This window comes from Rhabdaerophilum sp., assembly GCF_046092605.1.
In the GTDB taxonomy this organism is placed as follows: domain Bacteria; phylum Pseudomonadota; class Alphaproteobacteria; order Rhizobiales; family Beijerinckiaceae; genus Rhabdaerophilum.
Window position 1 is genome coordinate 1 of sequence record NZ_JBJTDY010000194.1, and the last position, 16,932, is coordinate 16,932.

The 16,932-nt window shown below is 64.3% G+C and carries 14 protein-coding genes and 2 pseudogenes; all 16 read right to left on the reverse strand.

Translation table 11 applies throughout. The annotated features are described in order from the left end of the window. Positions 1-199: 199 nt before the first annotated feature. Positions 200-1,839, reverse strand: a pseudogene (locus ACKODO_RS15365) (ribonuclease J). Positions 1,840-1,879: 40 nt separating this feature from the next. Beyond that, on the reverse strand, positions 1,880-2,641 hold the full coding sequence (locus ACKODO_RS15370) for a biotin--[acetyl-CoA-carboxylase] ligase (protein WP_408984322.1): 762 nt from the start codon (positions 2,639-2,641) through the stop codon (positions 1,880-1,882). 14 nt (positions 2,642-2,655) lie between these two features. Further along, positions 2,656-4,098 carry an NADH-quinone oxidoreductase subunit NuoN gene (gene nuoN / locus ACKODO_RS15375; protein WP_408984323.1) on the reverse strand — a complete coding sequence of 481 codons (1,443 nt, stop codon included), beginning with the start codon at positions 4,096-4,098 and terminating at the stop codon, positions 2,656-2,658. An 11-nt stretch (positions 4,099-4,109) separates the two neighbouring features. Continuing rightward, positions 4,110-5,612, reverse strand: coding sequence for an NADH-quinone oxidoreductase subunit M (locus tag ACKODO_RS15380; RefSeq protein ID WP_408984324.1), 1,503 nt, complete (start codon positions 5,610-5,612; stop codon positions 4,110-4,112). Continuing rightward, positions 5,612-7,711, reverse strand: coding sequence for an NADH-quinone oxidoreductase subunit L (gene nuoL, locus ACKODO_RS15385; RefSeq protein WP_408984334.1), 2,100 nt, complete (start codon positions 7,709-7,711; stop codon positions 5,612-5,614). Before nuoL ends, ACKODO_RS15380 begins: the two co-directional genes overlap by 1 nt. 89 nt (positions 7,712-7,800) lie before the next feature. After that, entirely contained in the window at positions 7,801-8,109 is a 309-nt protein-coding gene (gene nuoK, locus ACKODO_RS15390; protein ID WP_408984325.1) for an NADH-quinone oxidoreductase subunit NuoK, read from the reverse strand. Positions 8,110-8,114: 5 nt separating this feature from the next. After that, positions 8,115-8,774 carry an NADH-quinone oxidoreductase subunit J gene (locus tag ACKODO_RS15395; protein WP_408984326.1) on the reverse strand — a complete coding sequence of 220 codons (660 nt, stop codon included), beginning with the start codon at positions 8,772-8,774 and terminating at the stop codon, positions 8,115-8,117. A 13-nt stretch (positions 8,775-8,787) separates the two neighbouring features. Further along, the gene (nuoI, locus tag ACKODO_RS15400) at positions 8,788-9,276 is read right to left on the reverse strand and encodes an NADH-quinone oxidoreductase subunit NuoI (protein WP_408984327.1); all 489 of its coding nucleotides are present in this window, start codon (positions 9,274-9,276) and stop codon (positions 8,788-8,790) included. A 12-nt stretch (positions 9,277-9,288) separates the two neighbouring features. Beyond that, positions 9,289-9,507, reverse strand: coding sequence for a hypothetical protein (locus tag ACKODO_RS15405; protein ID WP_408984328.1), 219 nt, complete (start codon positions 9,505-9,507; stop codon positions 9,289-9,291). Next, positions 9,507-10,541, reverse strand: a complete 1,035-nt coding sequence (gene nuoH / locus ACKODO_RS15410; RefSeq protein ID WP_408984335.1) for an NADH-quinone oxidoreductase subunit NuoH — start codon at positions 10,539-10,541, stop codon at positions 9,507-9,509. The genes ACKODO_RS15405 and nuoH overlap by 1 nt, the downstream gene beginning before the upstream one ends. Before the next feature lie 143 nt (positions 10,542-10,684). Beyond that, positions 10,685-12,763 (reverse strand): NADH-quinone oxidoreductase subunit NuoG, encoded by a 2,079-nt coding sequence (nuoG, locus tag ACKODO_RS15415; RefSeq protein WP_408984329.1) that lies wholly within the window; start codon positions 12,761-12,763, stop codon positions 10,685-10,687. Positions 12,764-12,768: 5 nt separating this feature from the next. Next, on the reverse strand, positions 12,769-14,076 hold the full coding sequence (gene nuoF / locus ACKODO_RS15420; RefSeq protein WP_408984330.1) for an NADH-quinone oxidoreductase subunit NuoF: 1,308 nt from the start codon (positions 14,074-14,076) through the stop codon (positions 12,769-12,771). A gap of 2 nt (positions 14,077-14,078) precedes the next feature. Beyond that, positions 14,079-14,603 (reverse strand): hypothetical protein, encoded by a 525-nt coding sequence (locus ACKODO_RS15425; RefSeq protein ID WP_408984331.1) that lies wholly within the window; start codon positions 14,601-14,603, stop codon positions 14,079-14,081. Between the two features lie 4 nt (positions 14,604-14,607). After that, positions 14,608-15,741: an NADH-quinone oxidoreductase subunit NuoE gene (nuoE, locus tag ACKODO_RS15430; RefSeq protein WP_408984332.1), complete on the reverse strand. Its 1,134-nt coding sequence runs from the start codon at positions 15,739-15,741 to the stop codon at positions 14,608-14,610. A 165-nt stretch (positions 15,742-15,906) separates the two neighbouring features. Further along, entirely contained in the window at positions 15,907-16,224 is a 318-nt protein-coding gene (locus ACKODO_RS15435; protein WP_408984333.1) for a hypothetical protein, read from the reverse strand. Then, positions 16,221-16,932, reverse strand: a pseudogene (locus tag ACKODO_RS15440) (NADH-quinone oxidoreductase subunit D); the annotation flags it as partial. The gene ACKODO_RS15435 and the pseudogene ACKODO_RS15440, both read right to left, overlap by 4 nt.

Consider the following 16,932-nt stretch of genomic DNA (forward strand, 5'->3'; position numbering starts at 1 on the left):
GTTCAGGCGTCCGAGCATGGCATTCTCCTCTGGCACAATTCTTCGGTTGGGATCTGTTCCAGCTCGAAATTCGCTGCGGTCTGTCGAATGGTGGTCCGTTCGAGAACCGGAGCGCAGTGGACGTGGAAGTCCATGAGCACCGGACGCGCAGAACGGGCCAGCAGGCGACGGCCGCAGTAGAATTTCATGGGGGCTGGGCTCACAACTCGACGATCAGCACCTTGGTATACGGCTTCTTGTCCCACAGGTCGTTGATGCCCGCGCGGATGCCGCGTTCCAGCGCCTGCCGCACGGCGTCGGGATCGCGGCGCGTGTTCTTCGGAATGGAGCGCCAGGTCTCCTCGACGAGGTCGCGCAGATGCGCCTCCATCGGCTCGCCCTCGTCATCCTCGCCGGGGATGCCGATCGTCGCGACATCGACCGAACCCAGCCGATTGCCGCGATCATCGAGCCCGACCGCGACGATCGCCGTGCCGACAAAGCCGAGCTTCCGGCGCTCGCGGATGCAATCGTCGAGCGCGGAGATCAGCAGGTTGCCATCCTTCACGAGCTGGCCCACGGGCACCTCGTCGATGATGGCCGGGCGGCCCGGTGCAAGCTGCACCACATCGCCATTGTAGGCGCGGATCACGTCGCGCACGCCCTGCGCCTTCGCGAAATCGCGATGCAGCGTGAGGTGCAAGGCCTCGCCATGCGCGGGGATCGCGATCTTCGGCCGGATCCACTCGTACATCCGGCGCATTTCCTCGCGGCGCGGATGGCCCGAGACATGCACGAGGCCGTCGCGATCCGTGATAACCTCCACGCCCTGGTTCACCAGGTTGTTGATGATCGCGCCGATGGCCTTCTCATTGCCGGGAATGGCGCGCGAGGAGAAGATCAGCCGGTCGCCCGGCGCAAGATCGACATCGGGGTGGTCGCCGGAAGCGATGCGCGCGAGCCCGTGAGGATCAGCACGCATTTGTCGCGCTTGATGCTCTTGTAGCGATCGACCGGCGTGAAGGGCGGCAGGCCGTCGAGCATGTCGAGTTCACCCGCGACATCCGCCACGCGATCCATCGCGCGGCCCACGACGATCACCTCGCGGCCCGCTTCCCTCGCGGCTTCCGCCACGGCGCGGATGCGCGCGACGTTGGAAGCGAAGGTGGTGACCGCCACCCTGCCCCTGGATTGCGCGATGAGATCGCGCAGCGAGACTTGCACGTCGCGCTCGGAAGGAGAGATTCCGTCCCGCGTCACGTTGGTGGAATCGGAGATCATCGCGAGCACACCCTCGTCGCCGATGGCGCGCAGGCGGGTTTCATCGGTCGGCTCGCCGAGCACGGGCGTTTCGTCGATTTTCCAGTCGCCGGTATGCAGCACCGTGCCGAGCGGCGTGCGGATCGCGAGCGCCATCGCCTCGGGGATCGAATGGGCCACCGGAATGGTTTCGATATGGAAGGGCCCGAGTCGGAACTCGCCGCGCTGGGGAATGACCCGCACCGGCGGATGCGGGCGGTTCTCTTCCGAATAGCGGCGCGCTTCCAGGAGGTTCGCGGAAAACGGCGTCATGTAGACCGGCGCGCCGAGGCGCGGCCAGAGATCGGGCAGCGCGCCGAAATGGTCCTCATGCGCATGGGTGATGACAATGCCGAGCAGGTTCTTCTTCTCCGCCTCGATGAAGCGGATATCCGGCATCACGAGGTCGATGCCCGGCAGGTCCGGCCCCGCGAAGGAGACGCCGCAATCCACCATCAGCCACTGGCGCTTCTTGCCCGTGCCGAAGCCGTAGAGCGCCATGTTCATGCCGATTTCACCGAGGCCGCCGAGAGCCGCGAAAACCAGAGTTTCTTCCTTCATGCCGTCCCGGCACCTTTCCGTCTCCGCCCGGCGTCATGCCTCAGGGCAGGACAAACACATCGCCCGCGACAATGGTCACGGGCCCGGATTCCATTTCGAGCCGGAGCGCCCCTTGCGCGTCCAGGCCCGAAAACGTGCCTTCCCGCGTGCCCCCCGGCAACTTGACCCTCAGCCTTTGGCCCATGGGGAGGCTCGATGCAAGCCAGCGTTGGCGGATCGACGCGAAGCTCCTGCCCTCATCGAACACCGTGAGCGTCTCGGCAAAGGCCTTCTGGAGCGCATCGAACAGGCTGTCGCGGGTGATCCACGGAACCTGCGCCGCCAGATGGGCTGCTTCCTGATCGAGGCCTTCGGGCGCATGCGCCACATTGACGCCCATGCCGATGATGACGCCCGGCCGACCCGCGGGATCGCTCTCGCCCTCCAGCAGGATGCCGGCGAGCTTCCGCCCGTCGAGCAGCATGTCGTTCGGCCATTTCAAGGCAAGGCGCGAGGCGAGATCCGGTGCAAGGATAATGATCGCCTCGATGAGCGCAACACCGGCCACGAAGCCAAGAAGCGGAAGCTTCGCGGGTTCGCAAGGCGCGGCAAGCGCAAGGGATGCATGGAGGTTGCCGGGCGGCGAAACCCAGCCACGCTCGTGGCGTCCTCGCCCCGCGCTCTGCGCATCGGCGATAACCCACAGCCGGTCTGCGCCGGCACGCAGCGCCTCTTTCGCGGCCGAATTGGTGGAGCCGATTTCCGGCTCGTGGCGGAGCGCATAGCCGCGCGCCGCCAGTCGGGGATCAAGCCGAAGTATCACTCTCTGCCGGCCACTCAGAACAATGACTTCGCGGCGAGTTGCGCCACATTCTTCAGCGGGCCGGCGACGATCGCAAAGAGGATCACGAAGCCGGCCGAGAGCCACATCAGGCTCTTGAGCTCGATGGCCATGGGCTGGAAGGCCGGGGCCGGTTCATCAAAATACATCACTTTGATGATGCGCAGATAGTAATAGGCCGAGACCACACTGGTCACGATGCCAATCACCGCCAGCACGAAGAGCTTCGCCTCGATCGCGGCCGCGAAGACGTAAAACTTCGCAAAGAAGCCCGCGAGCGGCGGGATCCCGATCAGCGAGAACAGCAGCGCCGCCATCGCGAAGGCAAGGCCCGGATTGGTGCGCGCGGCACCGGCGAGATCCGTGATCTGCTCCACGCGCCGGCCATCAATCTGCATCGCGAGGATCACCGCAAAGACACCGATGGTCATCGCGAGATAGATGGCCATGAAGATCACGATGCCTTCCACGCCGGCAATCGTGCCCGCCGCGAGGCCGACCAGCGCGTAGCCCATGTTGCCGATGGAGGAATAGGCCATCAGGCGCTTGATATTGCGCTGGCCAATGCCGGCGAAGGCCCCAAGGCCCATCGAGGCGATGGCCACGAAGATGATGATCGGCTGCCAATCCTTCAGCACCGGCAGGAAGCCATCGACAAGAATGCGCACGGTCATCGCCACGGCGGCCATCTTCGGCGCCGTCGCAACGAAGGCCGCCACGGGCGTGGGCGCGCCTTCATAGACATCGGGTGTCCACATATGGAACGGCACGACGCTCATCTTGAAGGCGAGGCCCGCCACGATGAAGACAAGCCCGAACATCACGCCCGCACCGCCCGGCGCGGAAACCGCCTTGGCAATGGCCGGGAAGGTCACCGAGCCCGTAAAGCCATAGACGAGGCTCATCCCGTAAAGCAGCATGCCCGAGGAGAGCGCGCCGAGCACGAAATATTTCAGGCCCGCTTCGGCGCTTTTCTCGTCGTCGCGGTTCATGGTCGCGATGACGTAGAGCGCAAGACTCTGCAGCTCGACACCAAGATAGAGCGAGATCAGCTCGTTGGCCGAGCACATCATCATCATGCCGATGGTCGAGAGCAGGATGAGGATCGTGTATTCGAACCGCGCGATCTTCGCCTCGCGCAGGAAGCGCGTGGACATGACGATCGCGGCAATCGCGCCGATCAGCGTGAGGAGCTTCATCACGCGGGCGAAGCTGTCGACCACGAAGGCCTCGTTGAAGGTGGATACGCGGCCGGGGCTCTGGTCAATCAGCAGCAGTCCGGCCACGAGCAGCGCGGTGATGGCGATGCCGTCGATGAGCTTCTTGGCACCATCGCCCCGGAAGGCGCCGATCAGCACCAGCGCCAATGCGGTCACCGCGAGCAGGATTTCCGGCAGGGCCGGGCCGAAATCGGGAACGGGAGAAACGGGAACATTCATGGCTTCACCCGTTATTTCACAAGCGCCGCGGCCTTGGCCGGCAGCCCGGATTGCAACCCGGCGATCAGCGCATCCACGCTCGCCTGGCTCATCGAGAGAATGGCGTTCGGCTGCACGCCGTAATAGATGACGAGCACGGCGAGCGGCGCGAGGATCGCGATCTCGCGCCCCGAGAGATCGGGGATCGTCTCGAGTGCTTGCTTCTCGGTCCGGCCATAGACGACACGAGCGAAGAGCCAGAGCGCATAGGCCGCCGAGAGGATCACGCCGGTCGTCGCGCCGAACGCGACCCAGGTATTCGCCTTGAAGGAGGCGAGCAGCGTGAGGAACTCCCCCACGAAGCCCGACGTGCCCGGCAGGCCCACATTCGCCATGGTGAAGAGCAGGAAGGCAAGCGCGTAGAGCGGCATCCTGTTCACAAGACCGCCATAGGCCGCGATCTCGCGGGTATGCATGCGGTCATAGACCACGCCAACGCAGAGGAAGAGCGCGCCGGAGACCAGCCCATGGCTCACCATCTGGAACACCGCGCCCTGAACACCTTGCGCGTTTAGCGTGAAGAGGCCCATCGTCACGAAACCCATATGGGCCACGGAGGAATAGGCGATCAGCTTCTTGATGTCCTCCTGCATCATCGCGACCAGCGAGGTGTAGATGATGGCGATGACCGAGAGCGCAAAGACGAAATTCGCGAAATAGAGGCTCGCCTCGGGGAACATCGGGATCAAGAAGCGCAGGAAGCCGTAGCCGCCCATCTTCAGCAGGATGCCCGCGAGGATCACCGACCCGGCGGTCGGCGCTTCCACATGCGCATCCGGCAGCCAGGTGTGAACCGGCCACATCGGCATCTTCACCGCGAAGCTCGCGAAGAAGGCCAGCCACAGCCAGTACTGCATGTTCGAGGGGAACCTGAAGGCGAGCAGCTTCACGATATCCGCCGTGCCCGCCGTCCAGTACATCGCCATGATCGCGATGAGCATCAGCACCGATCCGAGCAGCGTGTAGAGGAAGAACTTGAAGCTCGCATAGATGCGCCGCGCGCCGCCCCAGATGCCGATGATCAGGAACATCGGGATGAGGCCCGCCTCGAAGAAGGCATAGAACAGCACGAGATCGAGCGCCACGAACACGCCGATCATCAGCATCTCGAGCAGCAGGAACAGCGCGTAATACTCCTTCTCGCGCTTGCTGATCGCGTTGAAGGAGGCTGCGATGCAGAAGGGCATCAGGAAGGTTGTCAGCATCACGAAGGGCATCGCGATGCCGTCGACGCCGAGCTGGTAGGTGATCTCGGTGCCGAGCCAGGCCTTGCGCTCCACAAGCTGGAAACCCGCCTTCGCGGCATCAAACCGGGAGAGCGCGACCAGGCTCAAGAGGAAGGTGACGATCGTGGTCCAGAAGGCGCCCCAGCGCATGTTGCGCCGGCCCGCCTCATCATCCTTCTGCAGGAGCACGAAGGCCGCCCCCGCCAGCGGCAGGACCAGGAGCCCCGAGAGAATGCCAAATCCGAACATCAGTGGGCTCCCCCGGAATAAAGATACCAGGTCACGAAGCCCGCGACGCCGAGCAGCATCGCCAGAGCGTAGTGATAGACGTAACCCGTCTGCAATCTCATCACGCGGCCGGCGATCTTCACGGTGAGAGCCGAGACGCCATCCGGCCCGAAGCCGTCGATGACGAGGCCGTCACCCTTCTTCCACAGGAAGCGGCCGAGCCAGCGCGCGGGCCGCACGAAGATCAGGTCGTAGAGCTCGTCAAAATACCACTTGTTGAGAAGGAAGCGGTAGATCGCCGGGTGCCGCTCCGCGATCCGGCCCGGAATCCGCGGCCAGCGCAGATAGAAGAGATAGGCGAGCACGAAGCCGCCGACCATCATCCCGAAAGGCGACCACACCACCCAGCGCGGCAGTTTTGCGGGATCATGCATGTCGTGCAGCACGTGGTTCTCGGGTCCGGTGAAGAGCGAACCCTTCCAGAAGTCGCCCGTCGCATCCGACAGGAAGGAATGCGCGAGCGGCGCACCGGCAAGGAAGGCGCCGGCCGCCAGCACGCCGAGCGGCACCAGCATCACAAGCGGGCTTTCATGCGCGTGCTCGAAGCTGTGCTTGTCCGCGCGCGTCTCGCCCAGGAAGGTGAGGAAATAGAGCCGCCACGAATAGAACGAGGTGAGGCCCGCCGCGAGCACCACGCAAAGGAAAGCATAGACGTGCCCCGGCGTATGCGCCACGAAGGCGGCCTCGATGATCGCGTCCTTCGAGTAATAGCCGGCCGTGAAGGGGAAACCCGTCAGCGCGATATTGCCGATGAACATCATCGCGGCGGTGAAGGGGATCACCTTGATGAGCCCGCCCATCTTCCGGATATCCTGCTCATGATGCATCGCATGGATGACCGAGCCGGCCCCCAGAAACAGCAGCGCCTTGAAGAAGGCATGCGTGAAGAGGTGGTAGATGCCGCCGGCATAGAGGCCGGAGCCGAGCGCCACGAACATGTAGCCGAGCTGCGAGCAGGTCGAATACGCGATCACGCGCTTGATGTCGTTCTGCACGAGGCCGACGGTCGCCGCGAAGATCGCCGTCGTCGCCCCGAAGATCAGCACCACGCTCATGGCGAAATGGGTCGCCTCGAAAAGCGGCGACAGGCGCGCCACCATGAAGACCCCGGCCGTCACCATGGTCGCGGCATGGATGAGCGCCGAAACCGGGGTCGGGCCTTCCATCGCATCCGGCAGCCAGGTGTGCAGCAGGAACTGCGCGCTCTTGCCCATCGCGCCCATGAAGAGCAGGCAGCAGGCGAGTTCGAGCGCGTTGAGATGGAAGCCGAGGAAGCTGACCACTTCCTTCGCCTTGCCGGGGACGGCGGCGAAGATCGGATCGAAGCTCACAGCGCCAAACACCCAGAACACCAGGAAAATGCCGAGAGCGAAGCCGAAATCGCCGACGCGGTTCACGATGAAGGCCTTCATCGCGGCGTCGTTCGCGCTCTTCTTCTTGAACCAGAAGCCGATCAGCAGGTAGCTCGCGAGGCCCACGCCTTCCCAGCCGAAGAACATCTGCACGAGGTTGTCGGCTGTCACGAGCATCAGCATCGCGAAGGTGAAGAGCGAGAGATAGGCCATGAAGCGCGGCCTGCCTGCATCCTCGTGCATGTAGCCGATCGAATAGAGATGCACGAGCGCCGAGACAGTCGTCACCACCACCAGCATCACCGCCGTCAGCGTATCGACGCGGATGTTCCAGTCGGCGACGAAATTGCCGACATGGATCCACGAGGCGAGCGTGATGCGGATCGGCTGGGCCGAACCCAGCGCGATCTGCGAAAAGAGCACCCAGGAGAGGATGCACGCGACCATCAGGAAGCCGGTCGTCAGCACTTCGGCGAAGCGCGAGACGGCTTCCGAATGCGGCGACGGCTCCGGCGCATGGTGGTCGTCAGGGTGATGATCGTCGCGAGCGTGCGAAGAATGACCATGCGAACCATGGCCTTGCTCCGAATGATCGGCCTTCCCGAAGGCGATCACATCCGCCTCGCGGGCCGGCTTGTGCGCCAGAAGGCTCGCGATGCCGGCGATCAGGAAGCCGAGCAGCGGCAGAAAGACAATTGCCGTAGCCATCATGCGAGCCCCTTACCTTCCCGCATGATCTGTTCCGAACCGCAGGTCCGCGCCAGCGAAAACCGGAATCCACTTTTCGGGATCATGCGTCAGCCCTTCATCACGTTGATGTCTTCGACCGCGATGGTGCCGCGGTTGCGGAAATAGACGACAAGGATCGCCAGCCCGATCGCGGCTTCCGCTGCCGCCACCGTCAGCACCAGCAACGCGAAGACCTGTCCGGTCAGATCCCCCAGATGCATGGCGAACGCTACGAGGTTGATGTTCACCGCGAGCAGGATGAGCTCGATCGACATCAGGATGACGATCACGTTCTTGCGGTTGATGAAGATGCCGAACACGCCGATCGTGAACAGCATCGCCGCGACGACGAGATAATGCGAAAGTCCGATCTCCATCGCCCTCAAACCTTCTGCCCGGCCGCGTCCTTGCGGAACACGCCGTCGTTGGAAACGCCCTGCCCCACCGGCACGTCGACCACCACCATCGAGCCGGCCTTGGTGCGCGCGTTCTGCTGCGGAATGCTCTGACGGCGCACGCCCTCGCGCTCGCGCAGCGTGAGCACGATCGCGCCGATCATCGCGACGAGCAGGATCAGCCCCGCCGCCTGGAAGAAATAGACATATTCCGTGTAGAGCACGCGGCCGAGCGCGCGGGCATTCATCGCATCGACCGGCATCGCGGTCGCGGCCTTGCGCATGGCCAGCGCATCGGGCGCCAACTGCCAGGTGCCGACCACCAGCGCGATCTCGATGAAGAAGATCGCCGAAATGAGCGCGCCGAGCGGCAGATATTGCAGGAAGCCCTGCCGCAATTCCACGAAATCCACGTCGAGCATCATCACGACGAAAAGGAAGAGCACCGCCACCGCGCCGACATAGACGACGACGAGGATCATCGCGAGGAACTCTGCCCCCATCAGCAGGAACAGGCCCGCCGCATTGAAGAAGGCGAGGATCAGGAAGAGCACCGCATGCACGGGGTTTCGGCTTGACACGACCATCACGGCCGAGGCGATCAGCACACACGAGAACAGGTAGAAGAAGAGGGAGACGACGGACATTTTTCGGTTTCCCTCAACGGTACGGCGCGTCCATCGCGATATTGCGCGCGATTTCCCGCTCCCAGCGCGCACCGTTCGCGAGCAGCTTTTCCTTGTTGTAGAAAAGCTCCTCGCGCGTTTCGGTCGCAAATTCGAAATTCGGCCCCTCGACGATCGCATCGACCGGACAGGCTTCCTGGCAGAAGCCGCAATAGATGCATTTTGTCATGTCGATGTCGTAGCGGGTCGTGCGCCGCGTGCCGTCATTGCGGCGCGGGCCGGCCTCGATGGTGATGGCCTGGGCCGGGCACACCGCTTCGCAGAGCTTGCAGGCAATGCAGCGCTCTTCCCCGTTGGGGTAGCGCCGAAGCGCATGCTCGCCACGAAAGCGCGGAGAGAGCCGCCCCTTCTCGAAAGGATAATTCAGCGTGGGCTTCGGCTTGAAGAAATAGCGCATCGTCAGCACGAAGGCTGAGACGAACTCCTTCAGCAGAAGGCCCCTGGCGGCCTGTGCGAGTGCCATTGTCCTGGCTCCCTATCCGAAATACGAAACGGCCAGCATGTAGCCGATGATCGAGAAAATGAGCGGCAGACCGAGGAAACTCGTGAGCTTCAGCTGGTCGATCGTGTCATAGGCGCGCCCGCGGATATGCTCGGGCTTGCCGGCGGCATACATTCGGACAAGCTTCACCTGCGCCAGCGCAAGCGCCAGCCCGGTGAGCGCTCCCAGCAGGGCACCAATCGCCAGCGCCATCAGCGATACCACCCCGTGAGCTGCAGGACACTCGCAACGATGACCACCGCCGCAAGACTGAGCGGAAGGAACACCTTCCAGCCCAGGCGCATCAGCTGGTCGTAGCGGTAGCGGGGCACCATCGCCTTCACCATCGCGAAGCCGAAAAACACCACGCAGACCTTCAGCACGAACCACACCACCCCCGGCACGAAGGTGAAGGGCGGAATGGCGAGCGGGGGCGTCCAGCCGCCGAGGAAAAGGATCACCGTCAGCGCGCACATGGTCATGATCGCCACATATTCGCCGAGCATGAACAGGAGATAGGGGGTGGACCCGTATTCCGACATGAAGCCCGCCACGAGTTCCGATTCCGCTTCCGGCAGGTCGAAAGGCGGCCGGTTCGTCTCGGCCAGAGCGGAAATGAAGAAGATCACGAACATCGGGAAGAGCGGGATGAAGAACCAGTTCAGCATCGTGAACCACGGCACGCCGAGCCAATGGGCGGGGCCGGAATTCTGCTGCGCCAGCACGATATCCGTGAGGTTCAGCGAGCCGACGAGCATCAGCACGGTGATGATCACGAAGCCGATGGACACCTCATAAGAAACCATCTGCGCCGCCGAGCGCAGCGCGCCGAGGAACGGATATTTCGAGTTCGAGGCCCAGCCGCCGATGATGATGCCATAGACACCCAGCGACGAGATCGCGAAGATGTAGAGCACGCCCACATTGATGTCCGCGATCGCCCAGCCCGCATTCACGGGGATGACCGCCCAGGCCGCGAGCGCGAGCACGCAGGTGAGCAGCGGTGCCAGCAGGAACAGCACCTTGTCGGCCGAGGCCGGGATGACCGGCTCCTTCAGCACGAATTTCAGGAAATCCGCGAAGCTCTGCAGCAGACCCCAGGGGCCGACCACGTTCGGGCCGCGCCGGAGCTGCACCGCCGCCCAGATCTTGCGATCAGCCAGCAGGATATAGGCGATGAAGATCAGCAGCCCCGCGAGCAGCAGCAGCGTCTTGCCGGCCACGATCAGCAGCGGCACGAACCACATCGTCTCCATCACGAGATAGCGCAGCACGGCGAAGGCCACCCATGCGGCAACCGCGAGCACGACAAAAACCAGCGTGCCGAGGATCATCGGCCCGACGAGCGATTTCTTGGCAGGAGGCGTGTCATCGACCACGGTTTCGCTCCTTATTCCGCCGCCACGGCCGGGGCCGCCGCGAGGCTCGCACATTCGCCCATCACCCTGGAGGCGCGGGCAATCGCATTGGTGAGATGGAACGCCTGCACCGCGTTCACGAAAGGCGCCTTGTCCGGCTTCGCATCGGCCTTGCCGAGCCTGGCGAGCGTTGCCGCATCGCCGGCCGCGATCTGGTCGAGGCCCGCGAAATGCGGGAACTCGGCATAAAGCGCCGCGCGCAGGGCGTTGAGGCTGTCGAAGGGCAGTTTCTGGCCGATGGCCTCGGAAAGCGCCCGCAGGATCGCCCAGTCTTCCTTCGCTTCGCCCAGCGGGAAGATCGCGCGGTTGGTGAGCTGCACGCGGCCCTCGAGGTTCACATAGGTCGCGCTCTTCTCGGTATAGGCCGCGCCCGGCAGGATCACGTCGGCGCGATGCGCGCCGCGATCGCCATGCGTGCCCTGATAGATCACGAAGGCCCCGGCCGGGATTTCCACCTCATCCGCGCCGAGATTGAACAGCACGTCGAGCGCACCGGGCTTCAGCATGCCGGCCGTATCAAGCCCGCCCGATCCATCCCCGTTTTCTTGCGGCACGAAGCCGAGATCGAGCGCGCCCACGGCACCGGCTTCGGTATGGAGCACCGAGAAGCCGTTCCAATCGGCGCGAAGAGCGCCGAGCTTCTCGGCCAGCGCAATGGTCATCGCGTAAATCGCCGCGCCGTCGGCGCGGTTCAGCGCGCCCTGCCCCACGATCACCAGCGGCTTCCTGCCCTCTTCGGACCTCGCATCCCTGAGGAGCGCCGCGAGCGTTTCCGGCCCCGCGCCGAGATAGGTGACGGGATAGGAAAGATCGACCTTCTCGCCGATCACCTTCACCTCGAAGCCGCCCCTGAGGGTGCGCTTGCGGATGCGCGCATTGAGCACCGCCGCTTCCTTCTTGGGGTTGGCACCGATGATCACCAGCGAGTCCGCTTCCTCGATCCCCGCGATGGTCGCGTTGAAGAGGTAGCTCGCGCGGCCATTCCTCGGGTGGAGCGGTGAACCGGGGAAACGGCTGTCCAGGTTCGGCGAGCCGAGCTTGCCCATCAGGGCCTTGAGCGCGAACATCTCTTCCACGCCCGCGAGCTGGCCCGCCAGCGCGCCGATCTTTGCCGGGGCGGCAGCCTTCACCCTGGCCGAGATCACGGCGAAAGCCTCACCCCAGGAGGCGGCGCGCAGCTTGCCATTCTCGCGGATATAGGGCCGGTCAAGGCGCTGGGTCTTCAGGCCATCCCAGATGAAGCGGGTCTTGTCCGAGATCCATTCCTCGTTCACCGCCTCGTTGATGCGCGGCATGATGCGCATCACCTCGCGGCCGCGGCTATCCACGCGGATGGCGGAACCGACGGCATCCATCACGTCGATGCTCTCGGTCTTCTGCAATTCCCACGGGCGGGCGTTGAAGGCATAGGGCTTCGAGGTGAGCGCGCCCACCGGGCAGAGGTCGATCACGTTACCCTGCAATTCGCTCGTCATCGCGCGTTCGAGATAGGTGGTGATCTCGGCATCCTCGCCACGGCCAAGGAGGCCGAGTTCGGTAATCCCCGCCACTTCGGTGGTGAAGCGCACACAGCGCGTGCAGTGGATGCAGCGCGTCATCACGGTCTTCACGAGCGGGCCGATATACTTGTTCTCGACCGCGCGCTTGTCTTCGGAATAGCGCGAGGCATCCTTGCCATAGACCATCGCCTGGTCCCGCAGGTCGCATTCGCCGCCCTGGTCGCAGATCGGGCAATCGAGCGGGTGGTTGATGAGCATGAACTCCATCACGCCCTCGCGCGCCTTCTTCACCATGGGAGACCTGGTGAAGATCTGCGGCAGCGAGCCGTCGGGGCCGGGGCGCAGGTCGCGCACATTCATGGCGCAGGAGGCCTGCGGCTTGGGCGGGCCACCCTTCACCTCCACGAGGCACATGCGGCAATTGCCGGCGATCGACAGACGCTCATGGTAGCAGAAGCGCGGAACCTCCGCGCCAGCCGCCTCCGCCGCCTGCAGCAAGGTGTAATGCGGCGGCACATCGATTTCGACGTTATCGACGAGGATCCTGGTCATCGCACTCACTCCGCCGCGACCGGAACCGGCACAGGATCGCTGTGCGGGTTCGCTGCATATTGGTCGATCCTCGATTCGATCTCGTGCCGGAAATGCCGGATCAGCCCCTGGATCGGCCAGGCTGCAGCGTCGCCCAAAGCGCAGATCGTGTGGCCCTCGACGCGGGTGGTGACATCGAGCAGCATGTCGATCTCGCGCTTCTGCGCCCGGCCCTCGGCCATGCGGGTCATCACGCGCCACATCCAGCCCGTGCCCTCGCGGCAGGGCGTGCACTGGCCGCAGCTCTCGTGCTTGTAGAAATACGAGATGCGGGCGATGGCCCGCACAATATCCGTCGATTTGTCCATCACGATCACCGCCGCCGTGCCGAGGCCGGAGCGCAAGGCGCGCAGGCTGTCGAAATCCATCGGCGTGTCGATGATCTGCTCGGCCGGCACGCAGGGCACCGAGGAGCCGCCGGGGATCACCGCGAGCAGGTTGTCCCAGCCGCCTCTGATGCCGCCGCAATGGGTGTCGATGAGTTCGCGGAAAGTGAGGCCCATCGCCTCTTCCACGTTGCAGGGCTTGTTCACATGGCCCGACACGCAGAAGAGCTTGGTGCCCACATTGTTCGGGCGGCCGATCCCTGCGAACCAGCTCGCGCCGCGCCTGAGGATGGTGCCGGCAACGGCGATCGATTCCACGTTGTTCACGGTGGTGGGGCAGCCATAAAGGCCCATATTGGCCGGGAATGGCGGCTTCAGGCGCGGCTGGCCCTTCTTGCCCTCGAGGCTTTCGAGAAGCGCGGTCTCCTCGCCGCAGATATAGGCGCCGGCCCCGTGATGCACATAGATGTCGAACGGATAGCCGTGGACATTGTTCTTGCCCACGAGATTGGCCGCATAGGCCTCATCCACCGCGCGCTGAAGCGCCTCACGCTCGGCGATGTATTCGCCGCGAATGTAGATATAGGCGGCATGCGCACCCATCGCGAAGCTCGCGATCAGACACCCCTCGATGAGAAGATGCGGATCATGCCGCATGATCTCGCGATCCTTGCAGGTGCCGGGCTCGGATTCATCCGCATTCACCACGAGATAATGCGGGCGGCCATCACTCACCTTCGGCATGAAGCTCCACTTCATGCCGGTGGGGAAGCCCGCGCCGCCGCGCCCGCGCAGGCCCGAGGCTTTCATCTCGTCGATGATCCAGTCCCGCCCCATCGAGAGGATGTGCTTGGTGCCATCCCAGTTGCCGCGTTTCAGCGCAGCCCTGAGGCCCGGGTCGTGAAGCCCGTAGAGGTTCGTGAAGATGCGATCAGAATCGTGAAGCATGCTCAGATCCGGTTCGGGTTGGAGAGAACGGCCTTCGCCACTTCCCCCGCCCTGGTTTCAACTTCGGTCACGTAGAACGCGTCCTCGCGGAAAGCATCGCGCGGTGAATCATAGGGAATTCGGGTTATGACAATCCATTTTCCGGCCGGAAGGTCGGAAAATCGGAAGCGGCCATTCTGGTCGCACTGGGTCTGCCGCAAGGCCGCGCGATGTTCCTCGGTGCGCGCGCTGGCATTGGCGATGCTCGCCCCGTCCCGGCGGATCGCCAGCCATTCGCGAAAATAGGGGCTCGCGGGCACGAGTTGCACCACACCACCCGAGCACCGCGCCAGCCAGCCATTTGGGCGGCGGATGAAAGCCTCGCCCGCGATTTCCGCGCTGCCTTTGGCCATCCACGCCGCATGATCGCTGGCGGAGAAGCGCGCCTCCATCTCGCGTTCGCCACTCAGGCATGCCGAAAGCGCGACGAGCGCGATCAACGCCCCCCCGAACCTTTCTGCCTGCCGAATGCCGTTCCCCCTCAGCATCACCTTACTTCGCCCCCCTGGGCTTGTCGCCGACGGCGTTTTCGGGCCGCCAGCCGGTCGCGAGCCTCTTCGCCTGCCCGATCCAGTCATCGCGCTGGGCGCGGCCCTTGAAGCCCTCGAGGTTCTGGTCGACCCAGGCGAGGTTTTCCGGCGTCCAGACCGCGATCTGCTCGAAATGATAAATGCCCATGCGGTTGAGCATGGCGCCCAGCTTCGGCCCGACGCCCCAGATGAGTTCGAGGTCATCGGACTTGCCAGCGCGAGGCTCTTTCAACAGTTCCGGCTTGAACTCATCGCCGACGGGCGATGGCCCGGCCGCCTTCGCGGGCGAGGGCTTCGCGGCGGGCTCGGGTTCTGCTGCTTTCGGCGTGGTGACGGCCGGTGCATTCGGAGCCGGCGGCGGTGCCGCAGCGGGAGCGCCAGCCATTCTCGCGGCCTCTGCAGCCTTGGCCGCCTCTTCCCTGGCCTTGGCCTGCGTCTTCACGCGCTCATCGAAGGCCTTCTTCCAAGAACCTACGGCTGAGCCATCATAGAGGCTCGGATCCTGCAGGGTCCGAATCGCGCCGGCCGGCTCGGAGGCGCGGCGGCCCGATTGCGGGCCCTTTTTCACGGGCTTGCCGGAGGCGAGATCATCCAGCAGCTTTGCGAAAATCTCAGGGGTGAGATCCTCGAAGTAATCGTCGTTGATCTGCACCATCGGCGCGTTGCAGCAGGCACCGAGACATTCCACCTCCAGCCAGGAGAACTTGCCATCGGCGGTGACGTGACGCTCCTCGCCGATCTTCTCGCGCAGCACCTTCTTCAGCTCCAGCGCGCCCATGCAATGGCAGGGCACGGTGCCGCAGAGCTGGATGAAATGCTCGCCCACCGGCTCCAGATTGAACATGGTGTAGAAGGTCGCGACCTCGATCACCCGGATCGGCGCCATCTCGAGCACCTCGGCGACATGCTCGATCGCCGCGCGCGGCAGCCAGCCGCCGGCCTGCTTCTGGGCCTGCCAGAGCAACGGAATCACGGCCGAGGCCTGCCGGCCCGGCGGATATTTCGCGACCTGTCCTTCCACCCATGTCCGGTTTTCCGGGGTGAAGGCGAAGCTCTTCGGCTGGAACTCGTCCGGAGCAAGGCGGCGTACGGCCATATTCAATCCTCGGCATCGGCCGCGCGCATGTTGCGGCGCAACGGCTCATATCACCCTCGCCGGACGGAGCAACCCTCCGAACGGCGGAATGTCCCAAATCCCCCAAGGCTTCCGAAGCGGACTCCTCCCGGCTTCAGCAGCACAATCCCGAGACGGCTGGCCGCCTCAAAAACAAACGCTCGACGCGCGCGGCGCCTGGCCTTGATCCCTCTCAAGGCGCATCAAGCAGGTGCGCACCTCGCCCGCCCGCTGCAGCATCACCACGAAGCCGTTGGCGCGATCGGAGGCGCGCTCCATGGCCTTGATCTCGACCCCCTGGCGCGTGAGCGCCTCGATATTCACCACCGGCGGCTGCCCGCCCGGCGCCTGCTGGCCCGGAGGCCGCGGCGCCTGCGTCGGCGGCGGCAGGGTGAACGGGTCCGGCGTCTGCGCGACAGACGCGCCCGCCACCATCACGCATGCGGCAACCAGCGCCGCCCTCACCGGTCCACCTCGCCGAACACGATGTCGAGCGACCCGAGGATCGCCGAGACATCCGCCAGCATGTAGCCCTTGCACAGGAAATCCATGGCCTGGAGATGCGCGAAGCCGGGCGCGCGGATCTTGCAGCGATAGGGCTTGTTGGTGCCATCGGCCACGAGATAGACGCCGAACTCGCCCTTCGGCGCTTCCACAGCGGCATAGACCTCGCCCGCCGGCATGTGGAACCCTTCGGTGTAGAGCTTGAAATGGTGGATCAGCGCTTCCATCGAGCGCTTCATCTCGCCCCGCTTCGGCGGCACGATCTTGCCGTCGAGCGAGGAGATCGGCGTCTTGCCGGCGGGCTCGCGCAGCTTCTGGCAGCACTGCTTCATGATGCGCGCGGACTGGCGCATCTCTTCCATGCGGATGCAGTAGCGATCGTAATTGTCGCCGTTCTTGCCCACGGGAATATCGAAGGCGAGTTCGGAATAGCACTCGTAGGGCTGCGCGCGGCGCAGGTCCCAGGCCGCGCCGGAGCCGCGCACCATCACGCCCGAGAAGCCCCATTTCCAGGCATCGTCGAGGTTCACGATGCCGATATCCACGTTCCGCTGCTTGAAGATGCGGTTATCCGTCAGCAGCCCTTCGAGATCGTCGCAGAGCGTGAGGAACGGATCGCAGAAGGCTTCGATATCGTCGATCAGGTCCGGCGGGAGATCCTGATGCACG

What these genes read in the sequence shown, in the direction of transcription:
- nuoI (WP_408984327.1), bottom strand. Translation starts at nt 9,276, where the DNA reads ATGGCACTCGCACAGGCCGCCAGGGGCCTTCTGCTGAAGGAGTTCGTC.
- nuoL (WP_408984334.1), bottom strand. Translation starts at nt 7,711, where the DNA reads ATGGCTACGGCAATTGTCTTTCTGCCGCTGCTCGGCTTCCTGATCGCC.
- ACKODO_RS15425 (WP_408984331.1), bottom strand. Translation starts at nt 14,603, where the DNA reads ATGCTGAGGGGGAACGGCATTCGGCAGGCAGAAAGGTTCGGGGGGGCG.
- nuoN (WP_408984323.1), bottom strand. Translation starts at nt 4,098, where the DNA reads ATGAATGTTCCCGTTTCTCCCGTTCCCGATTTCGGCCCGGCCCTGCCG.
- nuoK (WP_408984325.1), bottom strand. Translation starts at nt 8,109, where the DNA reads ATGGAGATCGGACTTTCGCATTATCTCGTCGTCGCGGCGATGCTGTTC.
- nuoF (WP_408984330.1), bottom strand. Translation starts at nt 14,076, where the DNA reads ATGCTTCACGATTCTGATCGCATCTTCACGAACCTCTACGGGCTTCAC.
- nuoG (WP_408984329.1), bottom strand. Translation starts at nt 12,763, where the DNA reads ATGACCAGGATCCTCGTCGATAACGTCGAAATCGATGTGCCGCCGCAT.
- nuoE (WP_408984332.1), bottom strand. Translation starts at nt 15,741, where the DNA reads ATGGCCGTACGCCGCCTTGCTCCGGACGAGTTCCAGCCGAAGAGCTTC.
- ACKODO_RS15405 (WP_408984328.1), bottom strand. Translation starts at nt 9,507, where the DNA reads ATGGCGCTGGCGATTGGTGCCCTGCTGGGAGCGCTCACCGGGCTGGCG.
- ACKODO_RS15395 (WP_408984326.1), bottom strand. Translation starts at nt 8,774, where the DNA reads ATGTCCGTCGTCTCCCTCTTCTTCTACCTGTTCTCGTGTGTGCTGATC.
- nuoH (WP_408984335.1), bottom strand. Translation starts at nt 10,541, where the DNA reads ATGTGGTTCGTGCCGCTGCTGATCGTGGCCGGCAAGACGCTGCTGCTG.
- ACKODO_RS15380 (WP_408984324.1), bottom strand. Translation starts at nt 5,612, where the DNA reads ATGTTCGGATTTGGCATTCTCTCGGGGCTCCTGGTCCTGCCGCTGGCG.